This is a genomic window from Paracoccus actinidiae, assembly GCF_030863885.1.
GTDB lineage: Bacteria > Pseudomonadota > Alphaproteobacteria > Rhodobacterales > Rhodobacteraceae > Paracoccus > Paracoccus everestensis.
In genome coordinates, this window is sequence record NZ_CP132956.1 from 3,770,810 (window position 1) to 3,796,805 (window position 25,996).

Annotated in this window: 28 protein-coding genes, 2 pseudogenes and 1 riboswitch; of the genes and pseudogenes, 23 read left to right on the forward strand and 7 right to left on the reverse strand. The window is 62.3% G+C overall.

Annotated features, from left to right (window positions below):
* Positions 1–2 precede the first annotated feature (2 nt).
* The 8 genes and pseudogenes from Q5701_RS18690 (at position 3) to Q5701_RS18725 (ending at position 5,058) form a co-directional block, all read left to right on the forward strand.
* Complete coding sequence (locus Q5701_RS18690) at positions 3–929, forward strand: GlxA family transcriptional regulator (RefSeq protein WP_306752469.1); 927 nt, start codon at positions 3–5, stop codon at positions 927–929.
* A gap of 437 nt (positions 930–1,366) precedes the next feature.
* Complete coding sequence (locus Q5701_RS18695) at positions 1,367–1,618, forward strand: sigma factor (RefSeq protein ID WP_306752470.1); 252 nt, start codon at positions 1,367–1,369, stop codon at positions 1,616–1,618.
* Positions 1,558–1,896, forward strand: a complete 339-nt coding sequence (locus Q5701_RS18700; RefSeq protein WP_306755441.1) for a sigma-70 family RNA polymerase sigma factor — start codon at positions 1,558–1,560, stop codon at positions 1,894–1,896. Before Q5701_RS18695 ends, Q5701_RS18700 begins: the two co-directional genes overlap by 61 nt.
* Positions 1,883–2,023, forward strand: a complete 141-nt coding sequence (locus Q5701_RS18705; RefSeq protein ID WP_306752471.1) for a hypothetical protein — start codon at positions 1,883–1,885, stop codon at positions 2,021–2,023. The genes Q5701_RS18700 and Q5701_RS18705 overlap by 14 nt, the downstream gene beginning before the upstream one ends.
* Positions 2,024–2,072: 49 nt before the next feature.
* Positions 2,073–2,957, forward strand: a pseudogene (locus Q5701_RS18710) (IS3 family transposase); the annotation flags it as partial.
* A 41-nt stretch (positions 2,958–2,998) separates the two neighbouring features.
* Positions 2,999–3,564 (forward strand): annotated as a pseudogene (locus Q5701_RS18715) (IS5 family transposase); the annotation flags it as partial.
* 307 nt (positions 3,565–3,871) lie between these two features.
* On the forward strand, positions 3,872–4,534 hold the full coding sequence (locus Q5701_RS18720) for a fatty acid desaturase (protein WP_306752472.1): 663 nt from the start codon (positions 3,872–3,874) through the stop codon (positions 4,532–4,534).
* A complete protein-coding gene (locus Q5701_RS18725) occupies positions 4,531–5,058 on the forward strand; it encodes a sterol desaturase family protein (RefSeq protein WP_306752473.1) in 528 nt (175 codons plus the stop codon). The genes Q5701_RS18720 and Q5701_RS18725 overlap by 4 nt, the downstream gene beginning before the upstream one ends.
* Before the next feature lie 35 nt (positions 5,059–5,093).
* On the opposite strand, the gene Q5701_RS18730 is transcribed toward Q5701_RS18725, so the two are convergent.
* A complete protein-coding gene (locus Q5701_RS18730) occupies positions 5,094–7,472 on the reverse strand; it encodes an AI-2E family transporter (RefSeq protein ID WP_306752474.1) in 2,379 nt (792 codons plus the stop codon).
* A 390-nt stretch (positions 7,473–7,862) separates the two neighbouring features.
* Between Q5701_RS18730 and Q5701_RS18735 the strand changes: the two genes are divergently transcribed.
* The 4 genes from Q5701_RS18735 (at position 7,863) to Q5701_RS18750 (ending at position 10,509) form a co-directional block, all read left to right on the forward strand.
* Entirely contained in the window at positions 7,863–7,994 is a 132-nt protein-coding gene (locus Q5701_RS18735; RefSeq protein ID WP_306752475.1) for a transposase, read from the forward strand.
* Between the two features lie 205 nt (positions 7,995–8,199).
* A complete protein-coding gene (locus tag Q5701_RS18740; protein WP_306752476.1) occupies positions 8,200–8,427 on the forward strand; it encodes an IS3 family transposase in 228 nt (75 codons plus the stop codon).
* 330 nt (positions 8,428–8,757) lie between these two features.
* Positions 8,758–10,131 carry a PQQ-dependent sugar dehydrogenase gene (locus tag Q5701_RS18745; RefSeq protein WP_373568568.1) on the forward strand — a complete coding sequence of 458 codons (1,374 nt, stop codon included), beginning with the start codon at positions 8,758–8,760 and terminating at the stop codon, positions 10,129–10,131.
* 51 nt (positions 10,132–10,182) lie between these two features.
* A complete protein-coding gene (locus tag Q5701_RS18750; RefSeq protein WP_306752477.1) occupies positions 10,183–10,509 on the forward strand; it encodes a c-type cytochrome in 327 nt (108 codons plus the stop codon).
* On the opposite strand, the gene Q5701_RS18755 is transcribed toward Q5701_RS18750, so the two are convergent.
* Both Q5701_RS18755 and Q5701_RS18760 read right to left on the reverse strand, forming a co-directional pair.
* Positions 10,481–11,068: an NAD(P)-dependent oxidoreductase gene (locus tag Q5701_RS18755; protein WP_306752479.1), complete on the reverse strand. Its 588-nt coding sequence runs from the start codon at positions 11,066–11,068 to the stop codon at positions 10,481–10,483. The genes Q5701_RS18750 and Q5701_RS18755 overlap by 29 nt on opposite strands.
* A gap of 33 nt (positions 11,069–11,101) precedes the next feature.
* Positions 11,102–11,392: a Rossmann-fold NAD(P)-binding domain-containing protein gene (locus Q5701_RS18760; protein WP_306752480.1), complete on the reverse strand. Its 291-nt coding sequence runs from the start codon at positions 11,390–11,392 to the stop codon at positions 11,102–11,104.
* 227 nt (positions 11,393–11,619) lie between these two features.
* On the opposite strand from Q5701_RS18760, the gene Q5701_RS18765 reads away from it, so the two are divergent.
* The 5 genes from Q5701_RS18765 to Q5701_RS18785 all read left to right on the forward strand — a co-directional run bounded on the left by Q5701_RS18765 (position 11,620) and on the right by Q5701_RS18785 (position 16,388).
* Positions 11,620–12,756, forward strand: coding sequence for a TRAP transporter substrate-binding protein (locus tag Q5701_RS18765; RefSeq protein WP_306752481.1), 1,137 nt, complete (start codon positions 11,620–11,622; stop codon positions 12,754–12,756).
* A gap of 64 nt (positions 12,757–12,820) precedes the next feature.
* A complete protein-coding gene (locus Q5701_RS18770) occupies positions 12,821–13,405 on the forward strand; it encodes a TRAP transporter small permease subunit (protein ID WP_306752482.1) in 585 nt (194 codons plus the stop codon).
* A gap of 44 nt (positions 13,406–13,449) precedes the next feature.
* Entirely contained in the window at positions 13,450–14,874 is a 1,425-nt protein-coding gene (locus tag Q5701_RS18775; protein WP_306752483.1) for a TRAP transporter large permease, read from the forward strand.
* A complete protein-coding gene (locus Q5701_RS18780; protein WP_306752484.1) occupies positions 14,858–16,216 on the forward strand; it encodes an amidase in 1,359 nt (452 codons plus the stop codon). Before Q5701_RS18775 ends, Q5701_RS18780 begins: the two co-directional genes overlap by 17 nt.
* A 4-nt stretch (positions 16,217–16,220) precedes the next feature.
* Entirely contained in the window at positions 16,221–16,388 is a 168-nt protein-coding gene (locus tag Q5701_RS18785; protein ID WP_306752485.1) for a hypothetical protein, read from the forward strand.
* A 268-nt stretch (positions 16,389–16,656) separates the two neighbouring features.
* On the opposite strand, the gene Q5701_RS18790 is transcribed toward Q5701_RS18785, so the two are convergent.
* The 3 genes from Q5701_RS18790 to Q5701_RS18800 form a co-directional block, all read right to left on the reverse strand.
* Entirely contained in the window at positions 16,657–17,532 is an 876-nt protein-coding gene (locus Q5701_RS18790) for an NAD(P)H-hydrate dehydratase (protein ID WP_306752486.1), read from the reverse strand.
* Positions 17,529–18,293 carry a histidine phosphatase family protein gene (locus Q5701_RS18795; protein ID WP_306752487.1) on the reverse strand — a complete coding sequence of 255 codons (765 nt, stop codon included), beginning with the start codon at positions 18,291–18,293 and terminating at the stop codon, positions 17,529–17,531. The genes Q5701_RS18790 and Q5701_RS18795 overlap by 4 nt, the downstream gene beginning before the upstream one ends.
* A 260-nt stretch (positions 18,294–18,553) precedes the next feature.
* A complete protein-coding gene (locus tag Q5701_RS18800) occupies positions 18,554–18,715 on the reverse strand; it encodes a hypothetical protein (RefSeq protein ID WP_306752488.1) in 162 nt (53 codons plus the stop codon).
* A 556-nt stretch (positions 18,716–19,271) separates the two neighbouring features.
* Here Q5701_RS18800 and Q5701_RS22955 point away from each other — a divergent pair.
* From Q5701_RS22955 to Q5701_RS18825, 6 genes are all read left to right on the forward strand, one after another.
* Entirely contained in the window at positions 19,272–19,673 is a 402-nt protein-coding gene (locus tag Q5701_RS22955) for a hypothetical protein (protein WP_373568569.1), read from the forward strand.
* Positions 19,634–20,437 carry an MYG1 family protein gene (locus Q5701_RS18805; RefSeq protein WP_373568668.1) on the forward strand — a complete coding sequence of 268 codons (804 nt, stop codon included), beginning with the start codon at positions 19,634–19,636 and terminating at the stop codon, positions 20,435–20,437. Before Q5701_RS22955 ends, Q5701_RS18805 begins: the two co-directional genes overlap by 40 nt.
* A 524-nt stretch (positions 20,438–20,961) precedes the next feature.
* Positions 20,962–21,069: riboswitch (TPP riboswitch) on the forward strand.
* Positions 21,060–21,671 (forward strand): YkoF family thiamine/hydroxymethylpyrimidine-binding protein, encoded by a 612-nt coding sequence (locus Q5701_RS18810; protein ID WP_306752489.1) that lies wholly within the window; start codon positions 21,060–21,062, stop codon positions 21,669–21,671. Its footprint overlaps the riboswitch before it by 10 nt.
* A 16-nt stretch (positions 21,672–21,687) precedes the next feature.
* On the forward strand, positions 21,688–22,440 hold the full coding sequence (locus tag Q5701_RS18815; protein WP_306752490.1) for an ABC transporter permease: 753 nt from the start codon (positions 21,688–21,690) through the stop codon (positions 22,438–22,440).
* Positions 22,433–23,173, forward strand: coding sequence for an ABC transporter ATP-binding protein (locus tag Q5701_RS18820; protein WP_306752491.1), 741 nt, complete (start codon positions 22,433–22,435; stop codon positions 23,171–23,173). The genes Q5701_RS18815 and Q5701_RS18820 overlap by 8 nt, the downstream gene beginning before the upstream one ends.
* Entirely contained in the window at positions 23,170–24,294 is a 1,125-nt protein-coding gene (locus Q5701_RS18825; RefSeq protein WP_306752492.1) for an ABC transporter substrate-binding protein, read from the forward strand. The genes Q5701_RS18820 and Q5701_RS18825 overlap by 4 nt, the downstream gene beginning before the upstream one ends.
* A gap of 564 nt (positions 24,295–24,858) precedes the next feature.
* On the opposite strand, the gene Q5701_RS18830 is transcribed toward Q5701_RS18825, so the two are convergent.
* The gene (locus Q5701_RS18830) at positions 24,859–25,395 is read right to left on the reverse strand and encodes a CAP domain-containing protein (RefSeq protein WP_306752493.1); all 537 of its coding nucleotides are present in this window, start codon (positions 25,393–25,395) and stop codon (positions 24,859–24,861) included.
* Positions 25,396–25,996: the final 601 nt, after the last annotated feature.

Sequence of the window (25,996 nt, forward strand, 5' to 3'; positions counted from 1 at the left end):
CCATGCGTGTTGCCTTCCTGCTGTTTGAGGGATTTTCAAACATGGTTCTGTCCTGCTTGCTCGAACCGCTGCGGGCGGTTCGTGACCAAGGACAAGCGGAGCTGCATTGGCATGTGCTGACGCCAGACGGGAAGCCGCTGCGATCCTCCAGCGGCCTTCTGGTCGCTCCTGACGACGATGTGTGTGGATCACTCGATTTGCTGATCGTGGTGGCGGGCTATGGTTTCCGCGAACATGGCGGTGAGACTGGTGTGCGTCGCCTCCTGGCGCTTTCCAAACAAAGCAGGATCATCGTGGGCGCCGATACCGGATCGTGGTTGCTGGCTGCGGCGGGCCTGCTTGCGGGACGTCGCGCGACAATCCATTGGTCACTGATACCTGAATTCGCCGAAGCCTATCCAGACGTGCAGGCAGACCCCCTTCCTTATGTCATGGAAGGCCGGATCTGGTCCTGCGGCGGCGCATCCGCTGCCCTCAGCCTCATCCTGGACCTGATCGAACAAAGGTTCGGCAAGGGCAGCGCGTTCCTGGCCTCCTCCATGTTCCTCCACGATGCGGATCATTCTACAGGCAATCTGGAGGCAAGGACGCTTCTGCCCACGGGCAAGGCTTCAGCCCGTCTGCATCAGGTGATCGACCTGATGGTCGAGATGATAGAGACGCCCCTGTCCATTGCTCAGATAGCAGCGCGATCCGGTCTGTCGCTCAGCAGCATGGAGCGGCAGTTCCGCGCCGAGGCTGGAATGTCGCCCGGCCGCTACTTCCAGATGCTGCGCCTGTCCCGGGCGCGGGATCTTGCCCTCAGCACCGATCTTGACCTCCGAGACATCGCGCTGCGCTGCGGTTATGCGAATGCTTCGGCCTTGGGCAAGGCGTTCAAGGGTGCCTTCGGGCACCCGATCCGGCAGTCCAAACCTCGGAGCTTGTAACGGGCAACGTGGCTTTATTCCACGGCCCAGGCAGGAGAGCATTCCTAGCGGGCGGACGGATATAAAGAGAAACTATGTATTCCGGCGCTTGCTGCTTCTGTTGTCCGTGGCATTCCAGGTGACCGAGTTCGCCCTCATCATGTGCAAGGAACTGAGCTTTTGAACCAGATGCGGCACGTTCTAGAAATGGCTCGCGCCGTCTAGGGGCGGCAAGTGAGGCAGCGAAGGCCCAATGCTCGACACGCAGGTGGAGGGCGCCACGGTGCTGGGCACTCTCGGGCTGCGGGAAAAGCAGGGGCTTTGAGGCTGATACAGGGTGGTGTTGGCGTCGATGTTCGAAGACAGATTTCCCCTCAAGTGATTGACCAAACAGATAGCGCAAAAAAAACTGCATCGTATGGAAGGAAACCGCCACCGGCTTCGTCTAACTGTGCAAGATGACACGCCGTGACCCGATCCTTGCCCTTCTGACGCCCTTGCGGCGTTACGCCTATGCCCTGACCCGCGACCGGGCCGAGGCGGATGACCTTGTGCAGGACGCCTGCTGCGGGGCTATGAACAGCGCCGGCAGCTGGCCGCGGGCAAGGCGCCTGGACCCTGGCTGCGTGCGATCCTGCGCAACCGCTTCCTGGATCGCCGCCGGCAGGCGCAAAACGAGACACGGCGCGAGGCCGCCTATGCGGAACTGAACCCACAGGTCATGCAGGCCAAGCAGGACAGCGTTCTGCGATTGTCTCAGTTGCGCCAGGCCTTTCTGGATCTCCCGGACGATCAGCGCGAGGCCTTGGAGCTGATCGCGGTCGAGGGCCTGTCCTATGCCGAAGTCGGCGCGCTGATCGGCGTGCCGCAAGGGACGGTAATGTCGCGTGTCTCGCGTGCCCGTGCCTCCTTGCGTGCCTTCGAGGATGGCGAGGCGGTACGCAAGCCGGCGCTCAAACTGGTGCGAGGTCACGATGCTGAACACTGACGCGCAGATCACCGATCTGGATCTCAACGCCTATGTGGACGGCCAGTTGACCGAACAACGTGCCACAACAAAAACCGCGGAGAACGCCTCGTCCTCGACTGCTAACCCATTGTTTCCACATAAGTGAGACGTTCAATCAGGATCAAAATGCCGTCGGAACTGTCGAACTTCGGGTGCATCGAGGTGCGCACGGGGTCGAGCCGATCTGCGAGGTTCTGCCGAGCGCCCCATCCACCTATTAAGATCAACCGGCGAAGCAGGACAGTCCGGCCAGGCGATCTGATCGTGCCTGTCAGTACGAGGCGCTGTGCCCCGAGATCCTTCGCGTGTTCGAAGAGAACTGGCGGGTCTATGGCGTCCGGAAGGTCTGGCGGCAACTGCGCCGCGAGGGCTTCGATCTTGCCCGTTGCACCGTGGCACGGCTGACAAAGGGCATGGGTATTCAAGGCATCATCCGCGGCAAACCGCATAGGACGACGATCCCCAACCGGAAGGCTCGGTGCCCCCTGGACAGGGTGACCCGCCAGTTCCGCGTGCCCGTGCCCAACAGACTATGGGTCAGCGATTTCACCTATGTCGCCACTTGGAAGGGGTTCGTCTATGCCGCTTTCATCATCGACGCCTATGCCCGCCGCATTGTCGGCTGGCGGGTCACCACCTCGGCGCATGCAGGGTTCGTCCTCGAAGCCCTGGAACAGGCGGTGCACGAGCGCCGTGCCGACAAGAGCATGGGGTTGGTTCACCATAGCGACCGCGGTTCGCAATACTTGTCCATTCGCTACAGCGAACGGTTGGCCGAGGCAGGCATCGAACCCTCGGTAGGCAGCGTCGGTGACAGCTACGACAACGCACGGGCGGAGACGATCAACAAACTGTTCAAGGCTGAAGTCATCCACCGCCGCGGACCTTGGCGCAGCTTTGAGGCGGACGAATACGCCACGCTGGAATAGGTGGACTGGTTCAACAACCACCGACTTCTCGAGCCCCTTGGGAACATCCCGCTTGCAGCAGCCGAGGCCAATTTCTACGCGGCTGTGGAAACAAAAAACATGGCTGCGTAACTAACCCTAATCAGCCTCCGGCAAACCCGGCGCGGTTCACTCCGAAGGAACATGGACCGTCCAAGCGGGAAACGCTGTAGCGATAACGGGGTCTTCGCCCGGATCATGGTAGGCCTGGCTGGCGAAGGGTCCGGAGCCCAGGACAATCATGATCGATGCGACCCCTCCCAAAGCGCACCGCACGGCATCCCCTGCGCGCTAAAAAATGTTGCACAAAAGGCGGCAGGACTACCACGCGTCACGCCCTCACCAATGCGCAGGGTCGACCGATCCGGTTCGTCATGTCGGCGGAACAGGTTGGCGACCATAGGGGGGCTATTGGGCAGCTTGCCGCAGGCAACCGGCTCTTGGCAGATAGAGGATATGACGCTTCCTGGCTGCGAGAAGCACTCCAACACAAGGAAACAAAGCCTTGCATCGCCGGCCGGAAGTCCTGCACGACGACATTTAAACATGACAAGCACCGCTACAAGAGGCGCAATCACATCGAGATCATGTTCGGTCGCCTGACGGACTGGCGGCGCGTGGCAACCCGGCTCGCGACAAAGGCCCGGAAACCTGCCTTTCTGCCGTCGCACCGGCAGCAACCCTGATCTTCCGGCAGTGATCAAGAACAAGTCCTGACCTTAGGGTCGACCACATCGACGTTGCGAAGGCTTGGCGTCTTTGCTGCCACCCTTCTACCAAGGCCGGGGCGGTAATCGGCCGTGAAACCTGTGGCGGAACCTGTTGGTCGGGTTGGCATAAGCGAGGCAGGCATTCACGCGCCATTGACGAAGCTCGAACTGGAAACTGTTGGGCCGTTGCCCTAGATTGTTGCAAGTGATGCACGGTGAGCAGGGAGCCATGACTTGTCCGAAACGCCGCGACGCCTTTCTCGGTCCAACCTTGTAGGCCCTGCATTGGCGGCAGGGGTGATCGGCATTTGGATCAGCCTGCACGTCTTTGCTGTTTGGCATCTGGATATTGCCGGTTCGCCCGGTTTGGCGTTCGTTTGCTTGATCGGACTGACATGGCTTTCCGTGGGGTTGTTCATCGTCGCCCATGACGCGATGCACGGTGCGATCATGCCAGGAAGGCCGCGGATCAACGCAGCATTCGGGGCCTTGGCGCTTATGCTTTTTGCCGGGTTTTCCTGGCGCAAGCTCATTGTCAAGCACATGGCCCATCATCGCCACGCCGGCACAGACGACGATCCCGACTTTAGCCAAGGCGGACCGGTTGCGTGGTACATTGCGTTCGTGCGCACCTACTTTGGCTGGCGCGAGTTCTGGGTGCTTGGCAGTTCGGTGATCCTTTACGCGCTTATCCTTGGCCCGCGCTGGCCCTATGTGGCGTTCTGGGCCGTGCCGTCGATCCTTGCATCGATGCAGCTTTTCATCTTTGGCACCTGGCTGCCGCACCGGCCGGGGCACGACGCCTTTCCTGATCGGCACAACGCACGCTCGTCCCAGCTGAGCGATCCGCTTTCGCTGCTGACGTGCTTTCATTTCGGCGGCTATCACCACGAACACCACCTTCACCCCTCTGTGCCGTGGTGGCGATTGCCCACGACCCGACAAAGGGGCGGGGCATGAGCGTGCTGATGCCGGTCCTGATTGTTGTCCTGACCGTCCTGGCCATGGAGGGGATAGCCTATTCGGTCCACCGCTGGGTCATGCACGGTCCCCTGGGCTGGGGATGGCACAAGTCGCACCACGAAGAGACCCACGGCCCCTTCGAGAAGAACGATCTTTATGCGGTGGTGTTCGCAATAGTCTCGATCCTGCTCTTTGCGCTTGGCAGCGCCTGGTGGCCGTGGCTGTGGTGGGTCGCGGTCGGAGCGACCGTTTACGGCGTGATCTATTTCGTCGTCCACGATGGCCTGGTTCACCAGCGTTGGCCATTCCGCTATGTTCCCCGGCGCGGCTATTTCCGCAGGCTCTACCAGGCGCACCGCTTGCATCATGCGGTCGAGGGGCGGGATGATTGCGTCTCCTTCGGCTTTGTCTATGCGCCCCCGGTTGACGATCTCAAGGCGCGTCTCAAGGCGTCGGGCGTTCTGGCACACCGTCAGTCACAGCACCGTGACGCCTGGCGCGCCGACCGGGCCGGAGACTAGGCCTCTTTTCCTGCGCTTTCCGTTCCGAATGAACTCTATTCCGGGATCTGCTGGCCCACAGTGGCCGATGTGACCGGCTCTTTGAGGCTTTCGGTCGGTGCGGCCTCCTCTCCCGTCAGGCGCTCGGCCACCTCGGCTGCAAGGCTTTCCAGAAGCTCCTGCTCCTCGGCTGCAAATTCGCGCACCTCGTCATGGACAAGGCACAGGGCGCCCAGAACCACCCCATCCCCTTGTCGCATCGGCGCGGCCGCAAAAGCGCGCGCGGACCAGGCGCGCAGGACGGTATTTTCTGCCAGCAGCGGGTCGCGTTCGATGTCGGGAACGATCAGCGACCGGGCGTCGGCCAGCAGCAGTGAGGCCAGCGAGGCATCCGACGGCAGCATCATCGCGTTCGCCTGACGGTCCATGCCCAGCCCCGGCAGTTCGCGGTTGGACCCGATCAGCAGCTCCTGCCGGAGACCGATGGCAATGATGGCTGCGGTCTTGACGTCAAACACGTCGGCGGCACGGATGGCCAGATCGTGCAGGTCGTCGCGCAGATCCTGGTCGTCCAGCGACGCTTCCTTCAGGGTCTCGTATCGTGCTGCCGCAGCCTGGGGGTCCTGGACGACATCGACCCTCTTGTCGTCTTCCTTCCGCAACAACAGCAGGATGCGGCGCGTCGCCTCGTTGATCGAGGCCACGACGGCATCTGCGCCAAGCGCCTCGGCGCCGTGCCGGTCCAGTTCGTTTGGAGGCACGCCCCACAGACCCAGGACGATCTTGATCCCCGGCCATCGCGCCCGAAGGCGGCGGGCCAGGTTACGGGCGGCAGCATCGGGTTCACTGCTGAAGAAGCTCAGGACCACGATCTCGACGCCGTCCAGTTCCAACCCTGCGACATAGCGCGAGGTGCTGCTGCCATAGGCCCGGGACGCCGCCGGAACGCCGTCCAGTTGCAGGCTGTGGACCAGCATCTCGCAGGCCTGGCGATCGATTTCCCACTTGCCCGCAACACAGGCGACGCGTGGTTTCGCCCCTTCGGGCAGGTGGGCGGGATGTTCCTCGCGGATCGCCTCCAGCAGCTCGTCCATCCCATTGGCGATTCGCAACCGGTGTTCAGCCCGGGCGCTGTTGATATAGTCGATGCTGGCCTGACGCAGCACCTCCATCCCGTCGTCGTTGTAGAATTCGGTAACCGAAGCCTGGTCGATCGCGTCCTCGGCGATGTCGATGGCGTCGTCGGGATCGTTGGCGATCAGGCGCTGATAGATCCGGGTATGACGACTAAGCGCGGGACTGGATCCCAGCAAAGTCTCCAGGATAGACAGTTGCGGGATATAGCGCCCGACGACCAGCAGGCAAACGGTCAGCGGCGTGGACAGGACCAGTCCCACCGGCCCCCAGATCGCGGTCCAGAAGGTTGCGGCGGCGATCAGCGACAGCACCGAAAGCCCCGTGCTGGTCCCGTACAGCATCGGCTCGATCACGTTGTTTGAGACAAGCTCCAGCACCAGGATCAGCCCGGCCGTCATCAGCACCATGTTCCAGCCGGGATCCACCGCAAAGGCCAGGCTCAGCGGAAAGACCGCCGACAGGATTGGCCCGACATAGGGAATGAAGCGCATCACGGCCGCCAGCGTGCCCCACAGGATAAATCCCGGCACGCCGATGAGCCACAGCCCAAGCGCCATCGGGATCGCGTAGGTGACGTTCACCACCAGTTGCATCAGAAGATACTTCGAGATGCGCTTGCTCGCTTCCTCCAGGGCGTCGGTCGACCGGAACATATTGCCGCCCAGCAGCCGCAGCAGCCTGTCGCGCAGATCGCCCTGGTCCAGCAAGATCAGGACGACGAAGACCAGCACGATGCCCGCCGTAGCAAAGGGCGCCAGCAATGGCGACAGCCACATCAGCGCGGTCTTGAAGGGCGACACAGGTTCAGGGACCACCCGCACCCGCTGGGGCGGAACCTCGTTCGCCTCGCCCTCGCCCACCACCTCGGCCACTTCCTTCTGGACGGTATCGACGGTCTGCATCGCGCCTTCCAGGATGCCCGGTCCCTTCATCCGCGCGCCCAGATCCTCGATCTTGCTGCGAATGGTTGACTGATACGCCGGCAGTTCCGCGCTGAGCGAGCGCATCTGCATCCCCACCAGCATCCCCACCCCGCCCAGCATCGTCAGCACGAGCATCATCGTCAGGGCAACCGCCAGGATGCGCGACAGCCCGCGCCGCACAAGCCAATGGACCAGCGGCCCCAAGGCAAAGCTGATCAGAAGGGCGATGGCCAGCGGGATCAACACCGCCTGCCCGAAATACAGGGCCGCGACAATGATGGCAGCAATTGCCAGCCCCGCCGCAAGGCGCATCACATCGCCTTGGGGGGGGGCGATCAGCGGCCCGGTGCCGCGCGGTGGAAGGGGTGGGATCACAGGGGCACCGATCGGATAAGAACCTGGGCAACAGCGAAGCCTGTCGCGCCAACCTAGCCAATGCTCACTATGGATCCAGAGTTCCTTGCCTTGACGTCCCCATGCTCCATGACAGCATGGTCATGCCTTCGAGTATCTCGGCATGGGGCTTCGACCTGGGTTGAGACCCGCCAGTTAGGATAGGGGGTTTTCTGTTGAAGCTCTGGGTCTTCGAAAAAGCGTTGACAGGGCTTTTCGATCATTTTGCTGCCTTTTTAAGCTCTGGCATGGGTTCCATGTTCGGCGGCTTCAGGTCTGGTTAGGCGGTATCGCACCCTTCATCTGGCAGAGGTGGTCGCAGGAATTCGGACCAGTCGCTAAGCTCTGGCGATTGACGAAGGACTGATCCGCATGACGAACCGGAAGCACTTTGGGGCCGAGTTCAAGGCGAAGGTGGCGTTGGAGGCCATCCGCGAGGACCTGACGACGGTCGAGTTGGCCCAGAAGTACGACATTCATCCGACGATGATCACGGGCTGGTAGAGGACCGCGACCCTGAACATGGCCTCGGCCTTTGACGGCAAGAACGCCGCTGAGCCGGCGATTTCTGCGGAGGAGGTCGAGACGCTGCATGCCAAGATCGGCCAGTTGGTTGTGGAACGGGATTTTTTGTCCGCAGCCTGCTGTCGCTGGCACGCTCCAACCTTTATTACAACCACGCGGCGAAAGCATCGAGAACCTGAAGTTCATGACCATCATCGACCGGCAGTTCCCAGAGACGCCATGGTATGGTTCACGGCACATGGCGTGCCATATGCAACGGGAGGGGCACGGATGCGGGCGGCATCGGATCCGTCGGCTGATGAAGCTCAGGCGCCTTGTGCCGATCTATCAGGAGCCGAAGACCAGCAGGAAGCTCCTGGAACACAAGACTTACCCTTACCTCATCAAGGACCCGTCCAAGAACAAGTCTTGATCTTAGATGAGGAAGAGCCGATCGCATTCGGCGCCTACCGTGCCTTGGGAAGGCGGCGCTGCCTCCTGGCAAGGAAATCTAGCAAGCCCCCGGCAGCGATACGTTTGACGGTTACCAATCATTTGGTCGGATTCCCTCAACAAACATGTTGCAGATGCATCGCAGACGTAGATCATTCTCCCATAGGCACCGGCAAGCCTGCGCGGCGCGGCAGTTGTGGCGTCGCATTTGGCAGTCGGGTCGGTCCTGACCGATGCGGTCGGGCGTTCCCTTGGGAGGAAGGGCCGCGCGATCTTGCCTGACAGGGGACTGCACCAGGGAGGAGACATAATGAAACACGCAAGACTTTGCGGACTGCTTCTGACGACTGCCGTTGCGACGCCGACCCTTGCCCAGGACAACCTGGAAACGCTGCAGGGAATGCAGCGCACCGATGCCACCTTTACCCGCATCGACCAGGCAGGCCCGAACACCGAATCGCTAAAGGCCGTCCTGCCCCATATCAACCTGCCCGATGGATTCGAGGCCAGCCTTTATGCAGTGGTTCCCGACGCCCGCTCCATGGCAGTGGCGCCACAAGGAACGGCCGTCTTTGTTGGCACGCGCAAGGACAAGGTCTGGTCGGTCGTGGACCGGGACCGCGACCGGGTCGCCGACGAGGTGATGGATTTCGCCCCGTCGCTAACCTTCGACATCCCGAACGGACCCTGCTTCTCGCCCGACGGGTTCCTGTATATCGCGGAACGCAACCGCGTTCTGCAATTCCCGGCGGCCGAGTTCTTCTTTGAAGGACCGGATCCTGCCGTGGGTACCGTCGTGGCCCAAGGAGATCTGGTCCCGGCCGAGGAGGAGAGCTTCAACCATACCGCACGGGTTTGCCGCATCGGCCCGGATGGCAAGCTTTATGTCTCTCTGGGACAGCCATACAACGTGCAGCCGCAGGAAAAGCTTGAGAAATACGACGAACTTGGCATCGGCGGCATCATCCGCATGAACATCGACGGCAGCGAACGCGAGGTCTTCACCCGTGGGGTCCGCAATTCGGTCGGCCATGACTTCAATCCTGCCACCGGCGACCTGTGGTTCACCGACAACCAGGTGGACGGCATGGGCGACGACATCCCGCCGGGCGAGTTGAACCGCCAGACCGAGGCAGGCCAGCATTTCGGATTTCCATGGGTAAACGCGGGTGTCGAGATACCGGAATACAAGGAGGTTCCGCGCCCCGAGGGGGTAGAGTTCGTCGAGCCGCAGGTCAAGACGGACGCCCATGCCGCCGACCTGGGCATGAGGTTCTATTCCGGCAATTCCTTCCCCGAGGAGTATCATGGCGGCATCTTCTCGGCCCAGCATGGCAGCTGGAACCGAACGACGCCGGTGGGCGCGCGGGTCATGTTCACGCGCCTTGACGCCGATGGCAACGCCACGGGAACCGAGGTCTTTGCCGACGGGTGGCTGGACAGCGAGACCGGCGAATACCGGGGCCGCCCGATGGACATTGCGTTCCTGCGCGACGGGTCGATGCTGGTGTCCGACGACTATGCCGGGGCAATCTGGCGGATTGCCTATACGGGGGATGGATCGGCGGCAGGAAGTGCCGGCGGGAACACAGCCGCGCCGGCGGACGACGCGCCTGCAAATGCCGAAGCGGGCGGGACCGACAGCGGAGCGGACGAAACACCACCCACGGCACCTGCCAACTGATCCATGCCGGGGCGGCGAACACCGCCCCGGATCCCACCAGGAAAGCTGCACATGATGAAATCACTTTTTGGCGCGGTTCTTGTGGCCGCGCTCGGTTCGGGCGCCGGTGCCGTTCTGGCGCAGACCGCCACCCCACCCGCGCAAGCGCAGACCTGCCGGGTCTGCCACGGCCTCGACGGGACGGGGACCAACCCCATGATCCCCAATATCGGGGGACAAAGCGCGGACTATCTGTCCAAGCAGTTGCAGGATTTTCGCGCAGGCCGGCGCGAGGATCCGCAGATGAGCATCATTGCCCGCGACCTGACGGACGAGGACATCAAGGCTGTGTCCGACTGGTACGGGTCCATCAAGGCAACCTACGAATTGCCGCAGTGATCCGCGCCGCCGTCCGGCAATCAGGCCATGCGGTCTGACGGCTCACGCGCGGCAAGAAGGCGTCGAGGCAATCCAAAGCCCTAAACCCTATCGCGTCGCGGGTTTCTTCCGTTGCCGAACCGATATGCGGCAGCAGGAAGACATTGGGCAGGCTGGCCAGAAGCGGGTTTCCGCCCGGCTCGGTCCGGAAGACGTCCAGACCTGCCGCGAAAAGCTTGCCGGACCGCAGTGCCCGGACAAGCGCGTCCTCGTCGATCAAAGCCCCCCGCGCCGTGTTCACGACGATGACCCTGTCGGGAAGCAGAGCCAGCGTGCGGGCGTTGATGATGCCGTCATTCCGAGGCGACGCCGGGCGATGCAGGCTGAGGACGTCCGATACAGACCGCAGGCCGTCCAGGCTGTCATGGACCGCCCCTTTTTCGACTGCGGACGGCAGGCGGCGCCGGTTGTGGTAATGGATCCGCATCCCGAAGCCGCGCGCCCGTTCGGCCGCCACCTGGCCTACGCGTGCCATCTCCAGCACGCCAAAGCGTTTGCCGGTGACCTGACGGCCCACCATGAAGGCCGGTGACCAGAAATCCCATTGCCCCGATCACACCAGGGCATTGCCCTCGGCACCGTGCCGGGCCGCGCCCGCCACGCAGAGGATTGCGATTTCCGCAGGGGCGTCCGACAGCACGTCGGGCGTGTTCGTGACGACGATCCCCGCGGCCCTTGCCGCCGCCAGATCCACATGGTCAGTTCCCACCGAATGATTGGCGATGATCTTCAGCAGGGATCCAAGAGCGCCGATGACCCCGAAGTCGAACAGTTCCGAATAGCATGGCAGCACCGCGTCGGCGTTCCGGCAGGCCGCGATTGTTGTGGCGCCGTCGGATTTCAACGCTGTTAGGCCAAAGCCCGAATGTACCGGACTGGCCCGTCCAACCGGCTGTTCCAAAGACCTTTCGCAGAATCCGCGAAGCCCTCTGCCATCGCGATTCACCCTCGCATACAAGCAACAAAGCTTGGGCATCCCCATAAAGTCCAGTTGCGCGATGCAATTTCACCGTTTTACTCGACGGTAACAATATGTCGCGCCAAGCGGCTTCATCGTCTGGGAGGACACCGATGACCGACACTGTCAAATCCGCGCGTTTCTCGCGCCGTTCTTTCCTGCGCACTGGCGCCGTGGGCGGGACCGCCGCGGCGGCGACCGCCCTCGCGGCCCCGCCGGTGCTTGCTCAGGCCCCAATCGTCATGAAGATGCAGACATCATGGCCCGCGTCCGACATCTGGCAGGAAATGGCGCAGGATTACGTGACACGGGTCGAGGAAATGTCTGGGGGGCGTCTGACGATCGACCTGTTGCCTGCAGGTGCCGTGGTTGGCGCGTTCCAGGTGATGGATGCGGTGCATGACGGTATCATCGACGCGGCCCACACCGTGCCGGTCTATTGGTATGGCAAGTCCAAGGCGGCCTCGTTCTTCGGGACCGGGCCGGTGTTCGGCGGATCGGCCTCGACCATGCTTGCCTGGTTCTACCAGGGTGGCGGCGCAGAGCTTTATCGCGAACTGACTCAGGATATCCTGGGCTTGAACGTCTATGGCTACATGGGAATGCCCATGCCGGCACAGCCATTTGGCTGGTTCAAGAACGAGGTCAACACCGTCGCCGACGTGCAAGGCCTGAAATATCGCACCGTGGGGCTTGCGGCAGACCTTCTGCAGGGCATGGGAATGTCCGTGGCCCAGTTGCCTGGCGGAGAGATCGTCCCGGCCATGGAACGCGGCGTGATCGACGCCTTTGAATTCAACAACCCCTCGTCCGACCGCCGCTTCGGTGCGCAGGACGTGGCCAAGAACTACTATCTCTCGTCCTATCACCAAGCCTCGGAATCCTTTGAATTCATCTTCAACAGGGACTTCATGGACGACCTGCCCGAGGATCTTCAGGCGATCCTGAAATACGGTGTCGAGGCGTCCGCAACCGCGAACCTTGCCTTGGCGATGCGCGAGTATTCCAAGGATCTGGCCGAACTGGCGGCCGGTGGCGTAACCGTGCATCGCACGTCAAATGAGATCCTCGCCGCCCAGCTCGAGGCTTGGGACAAGCTGATCGTGGACCTGGAAGCGGACCCTTTCAACAAGAAGGTCATGGACAGTCAGCGAGCATGGACCGAGCAGGTCGCCTATTATGAACTGATGAACACGCCGGACCTGGGACTTGCCTTCGAACACTACTACCCCGGCAAACTGAAGCTGTGACCAGCAGGGCGCGGGATCTGCCCGCGCCCCGTTCCGCAACGCGGCCGCCAGGGAGTTCCCCGCAATGCAGAAGTACATCCAGTTCGCCGACAACCTTTCCGCCTGGTTCGGCAAGGCCTTTGCCTGGCTGATCATCCTGATGACCGTCGGGATGAGCTACGAGGTCATGGTCCGCTACTTGTTCAATCGCCCGACACCCTGGGCCCTGGACATCAGCTTCATCATGTATGGGACTTTGTTCATGATGGGCGGTGCCTATACACTGTCGCGCGGCGGCCACGTCCGGGGCGATTTCCTGTATCGCCTGTGGTCGGACCGGACGCAGGCGCGCGTCGATCTTGCTCTGTATTTCCTGTTCTTCTTTCCCGGCATTCTAGCGCTGATCTTTGCCGGGTGGAAATACGCCTCGCGATCCTGGAACTATGGCGAGGTGTCGGTGAACAGCCCCGCCGGCATCCCGATCTATCAGTTCAAGACAGTGATCGTCGTGGCCGGGATCCTGCTGTTCTTTCAAGGCATCGCGCAGGTCATGCGCTGCATCCTCTGCATCCGCACCGGCACCTGGCCGCCGCTTGACTGGGATGTCGAGGAAACTGAGACGATCCTGATGCAAAAGGCAATCGAAGACGACCCCCACGGCCCGGCCTGACGCCGGCATGTCCCCCTGCCAATCCCGAAGCTGGAGCTAGCCCCGTGACCGATCCTCAGATCGCCTTGTTCATGCTTGGCATCTTCATTTTCAGCGTCTTCCTGGGTTTTCCCATTGCCTTCACCCTGATGGCCATAGGTATCGGGTTCGGCTACTATGCCTATTACGATCCCAGCCGGATGTGGCGATCGTTCAACCGGCTGGAGGAGGACGCGGGGCTGTGGGAATCCACGCAGCTCTGGCTCGAGGGGTTCTACAACAACAGGATCTTCGACCTGTTCGTGAACCAGACCTATACTGTCATCTCGAACGAAGTCCTGACCGCCGTCCCTTTGTTTCTGTTCATGGGATATATCGTCGAACGAGCCAACATCGTCGACAAGTTGTTCGGCACGTTGGCAGTGGCGACGCGGAACCTGCCGGGCGCGCTTGGCGTCGCGGCGCTGATCACCTGTGCGCTGTTTGCGACTGCCACGGGGATCGTGGGGGCCGTTGTCACGCTCATGGGCCTTCTGGCATTCCCGCAGATGCTCAAGATGCGCTATAACCACAGCTTCGCGGCAGGCATCATCTGCGCAGGGGGAACCCTCGGGATCCTGATCCCGCCTTCAATCATGCTGATCGTCTATGCCGCGTCGTCCGGTGTTTCGATCGTGCGCCTCTATGCTGCGGCGCTGCTGCCGGGCCTTGTCCTGGTCGGACTTTACTTCGTCTATATCGTGACACGCGCGATCCTGAACCCGTCCCTGGCCCCCAAACCGACCGAGGAAGAGGTTCCCAGCATGCCCTTGGGCAAGCTGCTGTGGCTGCTGGCAACCAGCTTCCTTCCATTGGCCATCCTGATCCTGGCGGTTCTGGGGTCGATCCTGTTCGGCCTGGCAACCCCAACCGAGGCCGCCTCGATCGGAGCTCTTGGCGGCATCCTTCTGGCCGTTACCTATCGCGCAATGACCTTTGACCGGCTTCGCGAAAGCGTCTACCTGACGGTCCGGACCACGGCCATGGTCTGCTGGCTGTTTGTGGGCTCCTATACATTTTCTGCGGTCTTCAGCTATCTGGGCGGAGAGCAGGTGATCGCGGAATTCGTCCAAAGCCTGGATCTGACGCCGATCCAGTTCCTGATCATGGCGCAGATCATCATCTTCCTGCTGGGCTGGCCGCTGGAATGGTCTGAAATCATCATCATCTTCGTGCCGATCTTCCTGCCCCTGCTGCCGCTGTTCGGGATCGACCCGCTGTTCTTCGGGGTTCTGGTGGCCCTCAACCTGCAAACCAGCTTCCTGACGCCCCCCATGGCCATGAGCGCCTATTACCTCAAGGGCATAGCGCCACCCAACGTCAAGCTGACCGAGATCTTCGCAGGGGTGCTGCCTTATTGCGGTCTTGTCATCATTGCCATGGTGATCATGTACACCTTCCCGCAGATCGTCTTCAGCTTGCCGGATGCCGTTTATGGCACCGCGCGATAAGACGGGTGCCGTTCTGGGGCTGGAGGTAGTCGAGATGCGTGATCGCCTGGCCTCGGGTGCGCTGCGGGCGGTGGATCTGGTTCGCGCCTGCTTGGCCCGCATTTCGGAGCTGGAACCCCAGGTGGGTGCCTGGGCCTGGATCGACGAGGGTCATGCCCTGGCGCAGGCAGAGCGGCTTGACCAATGGCGCCAGTCCGGCCGGTCGCTGGGCCCCTTGCACGGACTGCCCGTCGGGCTGAAGGATGTCATCGACACGAAGGGCATCCCGACGGAAAACGGCACCCCCATCGACGCAGGGCGCGTTCCGGCCGAGGATGCCTGGATCGTCGCGCGGCTGCGTGCGGCGGGCGCGATCATCCTGGGCAAGACGGTCACGACCGAATGCGCCTTCCTGCATCCGGGCCGGACCCGCAACCCGCACAATCCTGACCACACGCCGGGCGGATCTTCTCAGGGTTCGGCTGCGGCCGTCGCCGCAGGCATGGTGCCGCTGGCAATCGGGACGCAAACCGGCGGTTCCGTGATCCGCCCGGCCGCCTTCTGCGGAATCGTCGGGATGAAGCCCAGCTTCGGCATGATCCCCAGGACCGGCATCCTGATGCAGTCTCCGACGCTGGACACCGTTGGCGTCTTTGCCCGCAGCGTCGCCGGCTGCGCCCTGCTGGCCGAGGTTCTTGCAGGCCATGATCCTGCCGACCCCGCCACCGAACCCCTGCCCAGGCCGCTCCTGCTGGACACCGCCTTGGCCGCACCGCCCTTGACGCCAGTATTCGCCTTCCTGAAGCCTCCAGGCTGGGATCGTGCGGACCCGCAGACCACCGTAGCCGTGCAGGAACTCGCCGCCTTTCTGGGCGATCAGTGCTTCGAAGTGACGGTCCCCGGACTAGAGGAAGCCGCCGCCATTCGCCGCCGCATCAATGTCGCCGAGATGTCGAAATGCTATTACGCCATGGAACGGCGCGGACGGGACCGGATGTCCGATGTCCTCAAGACGGCGATGGATGAGGGAAAGGCGGTACTGGCGCGCGACTATATTGCCGCGCTTGACTGGCCGAAGGTGCTGAACGCCGGAATGGCGCAGATCTTTGCACGCTGCGATGCGATCCTGTGCCCCGCGGCGCCGGGGCCCGCGCCCGCGGGCCTGGAGGATACAGGTGACGCGATCTTCAACGGGCTCTGGACACTGACCGGAATGCCGGCAGTCACGCTTCCGGTGTTCCAGTCGACAGACGGTCTGCCGATGGGCATCCAGATCGTCGGGCGTCGGGGCGACGATGCAAGGCTGCTGCGCACGGCCCGATGGCTGGCCGCGCATCTTGAAACCTCGACGCATGAAGGATAGCGGCATGAAACTGTTTATGGCGATTCTGGCTTTCGTCGTCCTTATGGCATTCCTGGCCATACTGGTGATCCACGTGCCGCGCATCGACCTGATTTGTGTGATCGCGATCACGGTCGCCTTGGCGGCGTGGGATCTTTACACGACGTTTCGCTCAACGGACAGACGGGGGTAACAAGCACCTGGCTGGCGGGCATGGCCGGAAAAGAACCGCAGGGCACCCTTTCGCCCCCGGCCGATTGCAGCGGCCGCAGGCTGGAGGGGATCTCGAACTGCAGGGGCGGCACGGGCGGCGGAAGATCTGGTCCCCGACATGATGGTTGTCCAGCAGCCATTCGGCGACAGGGGTCAGGGCGCCCTTGCCGCACACCCGGTCAGGACCGATAGGCTGGCGCGCACCACGGCGGTTGTTGGCGATGCTTGCAGAGGAAACGACCTCTTCATCAGATCCCGCGCATCAAGCTTGGTATCTCGGCAGGAAGCTGCCGCGCCAGAAAACCCATCGGGCCGTGACGCTCGGACAATCTGCGGCCCGCTTCGCCGTGCAGCCAGACGCCCCAGCAGGCGGCTTCCCAATTTCCAAGACCCCGCGCGCTCAGCCCCGCGACGATCCCAGTCAGCACATCTCCGGAACCGCCGGTGGCAAGTCCTGCGCCGCCGCCGCCATAAAGCGCAACGTCGCCCTGCGGATTTGCCAGCATGGTCGTTGGCCCCTTCAGGACCACCACGGCGCCCAAATCCTTCGCCAGCCGCACAAGCATCTTTGCACGGTCCTTCGTCACCACCTCCCGGTCTTCCCCGGTCAGCGCCGCCATCTCTCCGGCATGAGGCGTCAGGATCAGGCGGCCCGCCATCCGGCGCAGCAGCGGCAGGCGGTCGTGGCCGGCAACCACTGCAGCCGCGTCAAGGATCACGCTACAGGCATCGGCGCGTGGCAGGATCGCATCAAGGATCTGACCCGCCGCATCGGCAGATCCCATCGCCGGGCCGATCGCCAGGCAGTCGCAATGGTCCAGCAGTGGTTCCACCGGGCCGGTGCCCGCAATTTCGCCGGTTCCATCCGTGGGCAGGGCGAACATCCCCGCCTCGGGCAGCAGCACACCCAAGGGGATCGCCAGCATATCTGGCACGGCCAGTTGCACCTTGCCGGCGCCTGATTGAAACGCCGCCTCGGCGGTCAGGCGCACCCCACCCGGCACTCGTGCGGAACCACCGACCAGCACCACGCGGCCACGATCATTCTTATCGACATCATGATGAACCGGCAGCGGATGATCACGCAGCCATGCGCCATCCAGCGTGATCGGCACGCCGCTCATCCCCGTGTGCCTGCGATTGCGTCGGGGTTGGACGTGACCGGCGTCTTGTCGGCCACCATCGGCGCGATGACGTTGTAGCGCAGCAACTTCAATTCACCGTCCCCTTCCTCGGTTTCGGCAAAGCAGTATTCCGTGATCGAACAGTTCGCCACGTCCCCTTCCGCGTCGATCGCCAGGATTTCCTCCTCGGTCAGCCCTTCGATGATATAGCGCAGGCACAGGACCACCACCTGATGGGCCACGATCATGACCCGGCAGCCGCCATGGTGAAGCCCCACGGTGTCAAGCAGCGAGCGCAGGCGGAAAATCACATCGCACCAGCTCTCGCCGCCCGGCGGCCGGTGGTAGAACTTGCCAAGGAGCAGGCGCAGCTCGGCCTGCTGGGGTTCTTCCTCACGCACGCCCATGGTCGTCAGCCCGTCAAGGATGCCGAACTCCTTCTCGCGCAGGCGCTCATCAAGGCGCAGGGCCAGGGTGGCCCGGCAACCGCCGGCTTCCCGGAATATTTCGGCAGTCTGTCGCGCGCGCAGATAAGGCGAACACATCAGGACATTGGGCCGCGCGCCTTCCTCGCCTTCCGCAAACCAGCGGCCCAAGGCAAGCGCCTGATCGCGCCCCAGAGCCGAAAGGGGGATGTCCACGTCGCGGGCGATCAGATCGATGCGGCGCTGGCCCGCCTCATGCGCCTTGTCGCGCGCGACGTTGCCTGCGCTTTGCCCGTGGCGCACCAGCCACAACCGTTCCGGCCATCTTGGCGTCATGGTCACCCCCGCCCTTGCACGATGTTCCCCCATGGTACGGTGGGCCAACGAGTAAACGAGGGTAATGGTTCAGTCGCCCGACGGGTCAGGATCGCCGCCTGTCCCGCGTGCTGCCCGACAGAATGTCCAGGAGGATACCTGCAAGGCGTGACCTGCGCCGTCAGGATAGCCTCAAGAAGGCGCTTCCAGTCGTCAGCCGGCTGGGTGCCATGCCATGTGCCCCCCACGAAGGGAACTCATGGCCTCGACCAGCCTGCTGATCATCTTGCGAGGAGGCACATCTGAGCGGCAGCCCCCAAGACCAGGCGAAAGTCCATCCGTTTGCGCATCTGCCCGATGTCGCTGAAGCCGCCGGGGATCAGCACGTCGACTTGGCGAAGCTTCGCTACGATCTCTCCCGGATTGTGCTTCTTCTGGGGCATTCCTTCGTCCTCCATCTGGCTCGAAAGCCTGCTTCAGGGAGGGTCACTTTTCAGGGGCAGACCAATTTTCGTCTTTTCGGAGGGCACGTGAAGGGGCGGTAAATCCTTCTTTGCAGGAAGCATCGCTCCCCGTCCTTCGGGACAAGCTCGCCTCAGTTACCGAACGTGCGATACGCGATTGGTGCACGTCCGGTGCGACTGCTTGTCCCACGCAACAGGAAAGGGATAGTGCCCCATCGGGTGATGTGGGCTTGGGTGTAACTGGGGCAGATTACGGGGCACAGGTGTTGCGCTTGTGATCTTGGTCTGATTCACGATCGTAGGGCCTGTCATCGGATGATGCCTTTGAGACGCTGAGCGCCGACAGTTTGCGTCGGCTCGTGGGTGATCTGTCACGACGGCTGCAATCGCTCGAGGACCGGGTAACCCACCTCGGCGATCAGCTCGCGTCAGCCGAGGTGGCCCGGACCGCCCTGCAGGCCGAGAACCAGGAACTGCGCGTGAGATCGCCCGGCTGAAGAACCTGCCGCCGCGACCTCCGTTCAAACCCTCCGGCATGGACAAGGTTACGGAACGGGAGGTTCGCAAGAGTGGCAGTCCACGGCGGCGGCGTGGCCCGAAACGCGACAAGGATCGTGTCACGCGCGAAGAGGTTCTGTCTGTGAATGTGCCCTCGGGATCGCGCTTCAAGCGATGTCGAGCCATCCTGGTTCGTGAACTGGTAATCTCGGCCGAGCTTGTCCGCTATCGGCGCGAACGCTGGCTGACACCGGAGGGCAAAAGGGTCATCGCGCCCTTGCCGGAAGGACTGCTGGGTGGCTTTGGCGCCAACCTGCGCCGGTTCTGTCTCGCGCTGCATGCCCAGGGACAGGTGACGACGGAGCCGCTGACCGCGATCACCACCAGAAGAGCCCACCCCTGCGCGGCGAGGGCCAGCCCTACAGCTCGTTCGGCCTGATCTGGGGGCACTTCGGCAGGGATTATCTGCGGGCCTTCGGTGTTCCTGATGGGGATCTGGGCACGATCCATGCAGCGTTCGACGCCGATTTCGTCCTGCCCATCGACTTGGTGGACAATGGTGCCCTGTCACCAAGCGGGCTGCTCGCGGACCTGTCCCTGCCGCTCCTGCTGGAAAGCCTCAAACCCGTCTTCGACGATCGCAGCCCGGGTGCCGATGATCGGGCCTTCGACCACGCGTTGACCATCGCTCGTGCCTTTGTCGAGGCGGCGGTTGCACGAAAGGCCGCCAAGCTGCGGGCCGACGATGATCGGGCCTTCGACCACGCGTTGACCATCGCTCGTGCCTTTGTCGAGGCGGCGGTTGCACGAAAGGCCGCCAAGCTGCGGGCCGACGCTGTCGTCATGGAGGCCATCGCCGCCGCCGGAGAAAGCCGGGTCCTCGAACTCCCGATGGGCATGCCCTTCCGCTCTGCCATCGAGAAGGCGGGCGCCGATCACCTGCTGTTCGTGGTCCATCCCCGAGAAACAGACTGGACCCTGACCGGCATCCGCCGCGAGCCCGAGGGCTTTGCCCTTCGGGCCGACCTGCCGGAGGCCTGGGCGGGACTGACCGACGCGTCCTTCGAAGCTGCATCTGGCGTTCCAGGCGCACGCTTCTGCCACAACGCCCGCTTCATTGCTGTGGCCGCAGATCGTGAGGCTGCTCTGCAGCTTGCCACTCTGGCAGTTCAACATGCGGAGGCACTGCGAGGAACAGCTTGAAGCCTACACTTGTCCCAGGTGGCAGCATCTCGTCAGTAACCAAAAGGGCGGGGAGGGGCCTGGCGGCGGTGCAGTATTTTAGTTGATAGCGAAATCGAAGCACACATCCACACGGCAAACGAAACGGGGCCGCACAGCCCCGCGACAGGAGGCGGAAGCCTACCAACGTCTTTCATCCTTTACGATCCTCTGCTGCAAGCAAATCTGTAGGCATTGCGAATTACAATCCTTGTTCACCGAAAAGTCCATCAGGACGCTTTTCCTTGGATCATCTCTAAGGCATCCCGAGAAATGAAGGTAACCCATTAGATATCTTCGCCTTTTCACTACCCTCTTTTCGAAAAGCCCACATTTTATTAGTCGATCAACCATACCAGAGGCCTCGTTCACGTGCAGGCCTGCTCATGCGCACCAGCCACCACGCCGGATCCACCAAACGGCGCCTGCAGCCGGTTGGTGCGATAGGGTCGCCGCTGTGTGCCGGACTGCATTGACAGCGGCCGCGGCAATTGTCATGGTCTGGCCGACATCAACGGGGGTGCTCCATTTTCGGGGCTGAGATACGCAAGTCGCGTGAACCCTTTTTAGCTGATCCGGGTAATGCCGGCGGAGCGAGGAACCCATGTTCATTGGCGCGCAAGTGTCGCTATATCCCATGACGTCCAATTTTGCAGGCGTCATCCTGTCCAGCCTCAGGGGGCTTGATCCCTATCGCGGCAGGCTCCGGATCGAGACGGACGATATTTCCACCTTAATGGTCGGGGGGCCAGAGCCGTTGTTCGATGCCGTGCGCGACCTTTTCGTCCGCGCCGCGCGCGATCCGGTGCATGTGACGATGCACGTCACATTCTCGCGTGGCTGCCCCGGAGAACCTGACGACCCGACCTGCCGATGCGACACGCTGACTCGTGCGCAGGGCTTGTCCCTGGCGGAACGTCAGGCCGGGGCGCTTGAGGCGGTTAGAACTGCGCCGGTCCTTGGCGTGGATATCGACGTGCAGTTTTCGCTTTATGTGCTGGGCCAGGACCGCCACATGGACGAGATTTATGGCTGCATCGACTTTCTCAAGAACTCTGGCACGTTCCTGCGGTCCAAGAACTTTTGCACCCGCCTGCGGGGCGATGCGGGGGCGGTCTTCGAGGCGCTGCGCCAAGCCTTCCTGCGCTTTGGCCCGGCCGAGGGGCATGTGACCATCGACATGACGGCCTCGGCCAACAGTCCCGGCAGGCACTGATCCCCGGGGGACGGCCATGTTGCCGCGTATCCTGCCGCCTTTGATCGTGGTTGCCTGCCTGCTGGGGGGGTGGGAGGCCTATTGCCGACTGGCAGACATCTCTCCGCTGATCCTGCCCGCGCCCTCGGGCGTGGTCCGGGCGCTGATTCTGAACCGGGTCGAGATCGGTGGCCATGCGCTGTCCACAATATCGGTTGCGGTCTTGGGCATTTCGTTCTCGATCGGATTCGCCTTTTCCACCTCGGTCATGCTGCATTTCCTGCCTTGGACCGAAAAGGGGCTGATGCCGGTGTTCGTGGCAAGCCAGACCGTGCCGCTGATCGCGCTGGCGCCGCTGATGATCCTGTGGTTCGGCTTCAGCTTGTTGCCAAAGGTGCTGCTGGTGATCCTTGTCACCTTTTTCCCGATGCTGCTGAGCTTGCTGTCCGGCTATCGGCAGGTGCCCCCCGCTTTTGTCGAAGTTCTGTCCTCGATGGGCGCCGGGCGGTGGTTGGTCTTTCGGCGCGCCGTTCTGCCTTCGGCCCGGTCAAGCTTCCTTGCCGGGCTGCGGATCTCGGCCACCTATGCGATCGTTGCCACGATCTTTGCCGAATATGCCGGGGCGTCTCGGGGCTTGGGTATCTATATCCTTGCTGCCAAGAACAACTTCCGGGCCGATCTGGTACTGGCCGCGGTTGTGGTGTCCGCCGGGCTGACGCTTGCGCTGCTGGGTGCGATCCGGCTGGGAGACCGCCTGACGGCCCGCGGACCCAAGATGCGCCATGCTTGACCTGCGCCACCTGACCGTCGGCACCGACAATGCAACACTGGTTCGCGACCTGTCGCTGATGGTGCCCGCCAAGGGGATCACGGCACTCATCGGGCCGTCCGGTTGCGGCAAAAGCTCGGTTATGAAGTGGCTGGCAGGTATCCGTCTCCAAGGTCTGAGGGCGGAAGGGCAAGCGATGCTGGATGGGCAGCCCGTCTCTCTTCCTTGTTCGGCGATCGGCTATCAGCCGCAAAGCGATGCGTTGTTTCCCTGGTTGACGGTGGCCGAGAATGCCGCCTTGGGCCTGCAGGTGAAGGGGCGGTCCCGACCTGACGCCCTGGCACGTGTCGCGCCGCTGTTTCGCAGCTTTGGCCTGGAAGGGACAGAAGGCCAGTTTCCGGCACAGCTTTCGGGCGGAATGCGTCAACGCGCCGCCTTTCTGCGCACTGTTGTGCAGGACAGCCGCTATGTTCTCCTGGACGAACCCTTTTCTGCCCTGGATGCGGTAACGCGGCTGCGGATGCAGGACTGGCTGCTCGAACGGCTGGCCGAGCGCCCGCGCGGTGTTCTGCTTGTTACCCACGACCTGCACGAGGCGACCAGCCTTGCTGACCGCATCCTGGTCATGGCGGCCAACCCGGGCCGGATCGTGGCCGAGATCCCTGTGACGCTTTCCCCTGGACAGCGAAGCGAGGCGGCCCTCGCCCCCCTGCGCGACACCCTGAAACTCCTTCTGTTGGAAAACACCTCATGACCATCCGCCTTTTTGTACTTGGCCTTTGCCTGGCCATCCCGCTGCCCGCGTGGGCCGAAACTCATGTAAGCGTGGCGCTCGACTGGATGCTGAACACCAACCACATCGGCTTGGTGGTCGCCCGCGACCAGGGGCTTTACGCCGCCAAAGGGCTGGAGGTCGAGTTGCTGCCCTATTCCGACACGAATTCGGCGGCACTGCTGGCAGGGGGGGCTGCGGATTTTGCCTACATGACCTCGCTTGGTTTCATGTCGGCGCGGGCAGGCGGGGCAGATCTGGTGGCCCTGTGGGCCACGATGCAGCATGATCCGGGGCGGCTGGTCTATAATAGCGACAACGCGGACATCACCCGGCCTGCGGATCTGTCAGGCAAGACCTATGCCGGCTTTGGCAGCGCCTGGGAAGGGGCACTGATCGGCACGATGATCCGCAATGACGGCGGCGAGCCGGTCTGGGACACCGTGATCCTGGGCACGGGCGCCTATGAGGCCCTGGCCTCGGGCGCGGTGGACTTCACGTTGGAGGTCGCGACATGGGAAGGCGTCAACAGCACGCTTTTGGGCCGCAAGCAATCTTCATTCGCCTATTCCGACTACGGCATTCCCGACCAGCAGACCGGTTATATCGGAATGCGCGCGGAAACCCTTGCCCAAGACCCAGACCTGGCCGGGCGCTTCATGCGGGCGACACTGGCGGGCTATGAATGGGCCGCCGATCACCCTGATGAAGCCGCGCAGATTCTGATCGCCGCCGGGGACTTCCCGAACCCGGGCCTGGTCCAGGGCTCGATGAAGGCGATTGCCGAAGGCGGTTACCTTCGCGATGGCGACACGCCTGTTGGCAGCATTGATCCGGTCCGCTTTTCCGCCATGGCAAAATTCCTGTTCGACAGCGGCGTTCTCAGGGATGTGGGCGGCAATGCCTTGGATTGGCCAGGTGACGTCTCGACCTGGTTCGACAGGGCTGGAGAGGGCAGGGGTCGTGACGGACGGCAGCAGCGTCTGGTGCCTGTATCAAATGAAGATCTACCATGTTTCTGGCTGAACTCCCTCCAGGGCGGCACATTCAGGTCTTCTTACAAAAACCATCAAGGCCCTGATACGACGGCTGCAATGGTCTGAACGGCATCATCCATGTCAAACGGCATGGGTTCGATGGCAAGAGACACCAGCCGCATATGGGCATTGCAAGGTCCAGTTTGCCCGCTGACCCCTGGCAACATCTTCACCAGAAATTTCACGCGTCGGCGCGGCCATGGCTGCGACAATCGCTTGTTGGACAACAAGGCTCAGGATGCGGGTTGGCTGCGCGTTAGCATGGGGGACCAGGGAATCCGTCCTTGCATAAGACCCCAAGAACCCGTGCAGGAAACCTGCCGGATGCAACCAAGCGCGTTTATCGAATACACTGCCGCACGCCCGGTGATCAGAAAGGCACGGATAGCGCTATTGTGCGGCCGAAGGGCCGAAACCTTCCTCCCACTCCACGAAGGTGCTGATGCAACCCGTGGCGCAAGGGTCGGGATCCTGCGCACAGGCAGCAAGAAGAACGACGGCGCAAAGAGCAAAACGGAACATGAGACTGACCTTTCACAGAGCATGAAAGGTACTTCTTTGGCGACCGGCGAGAAAGATGTTCTTTTGTGCAGGCGAAAGCCTGCGATGCGTGTCGGGCAAAGCCCAGGCTCAACGCGGCGCCGCATAGACGGCAGCCCAATAGACCGTCCTTCCGTCCGACCCGATTGCGCTTCCAATGCCGTAGTCGCGCAGCGGAGGAATAAGGATGTTCTGCAAGTGTCCACTGGACGCGTTCCAAGCCGCCAGGGCTTGTCCTGCGTCATAGGGTCCGGCCGCGATATTTTCCGCAGTCACGCGTGGTGCATAGCCAAGGCTCTTTACGCGCGGCCCTGGTCCCGAGGTGGAGCTTCCCTTATGGGTCATCCGCCCCCGTTTTGCCATATCGCAGGCATGGGCTGCGGCGGCACGTGCCAAGGTGGCATTGGCTTGCACCGCTGACAAACCGGCCCGGGACCGCACGGCATTCGTCGCCTGCACACCAGCCAACTGCTCGGCCGCATTGGGGCTGAAGCATTGTGCCTTGCCGGGGGCGGAGGCCTGGACGGCATGGGCATCCGCACTTTCCGCCGAAGGGGATGGTGTGCAAGCGGCGATGCTGAGGACGAATACGGCGGCGAAAGCAAATTTGACGGCGCTGAAAGTCATCGACCAGATCTCCTTGGCTGAACTTTACACTGGCTTGGTCTAAATTGACATGCAATCTGAAGTTGTAAAGAATAGCGGAAGGTATGGATGTGTTGGAGGGTCTAGCGCCATCGGTTGCCACGATCTTGCTTCTGACCAAGGCCAAAGCAAGAAACCCCCGGCGTGTCGTGGCGCCGGGGGCCGCGCAATCTGGGGTGAGCGTTACCGCATTGCAATCTGAAGGTATTATGATTCTGCATGGCGTGCAAGTCTTGTGTTGAACATGGTGCCGCAATCAATGCATTAACGCGCCGGTGCGGTGGACCATGAGCTGGACCGACAATGAAAAAGACCCTCGCGTGGCAGCGCGAGGGTCTTTTGTTTAGCTGCCTGTATGCCTAGTCCACAACTACAGGTAGCGTGTTATTGCGCATCGCGCAACAGCCTTCGTAGGAGGGCGGCTTGACCAGGTACTGCTACATCCCCGGAGCATTCAGAGAGAGCCGTCCGCAAGCTAAAGCTTCTGCGTTCGCTCGCGAGCATTTGGCGTGGTATGGAGACATGGTGAAACTGCCGCTTGGAAATCAAGGCCGCTGTAAGCAACCGCAAGCCCGTTCACCGG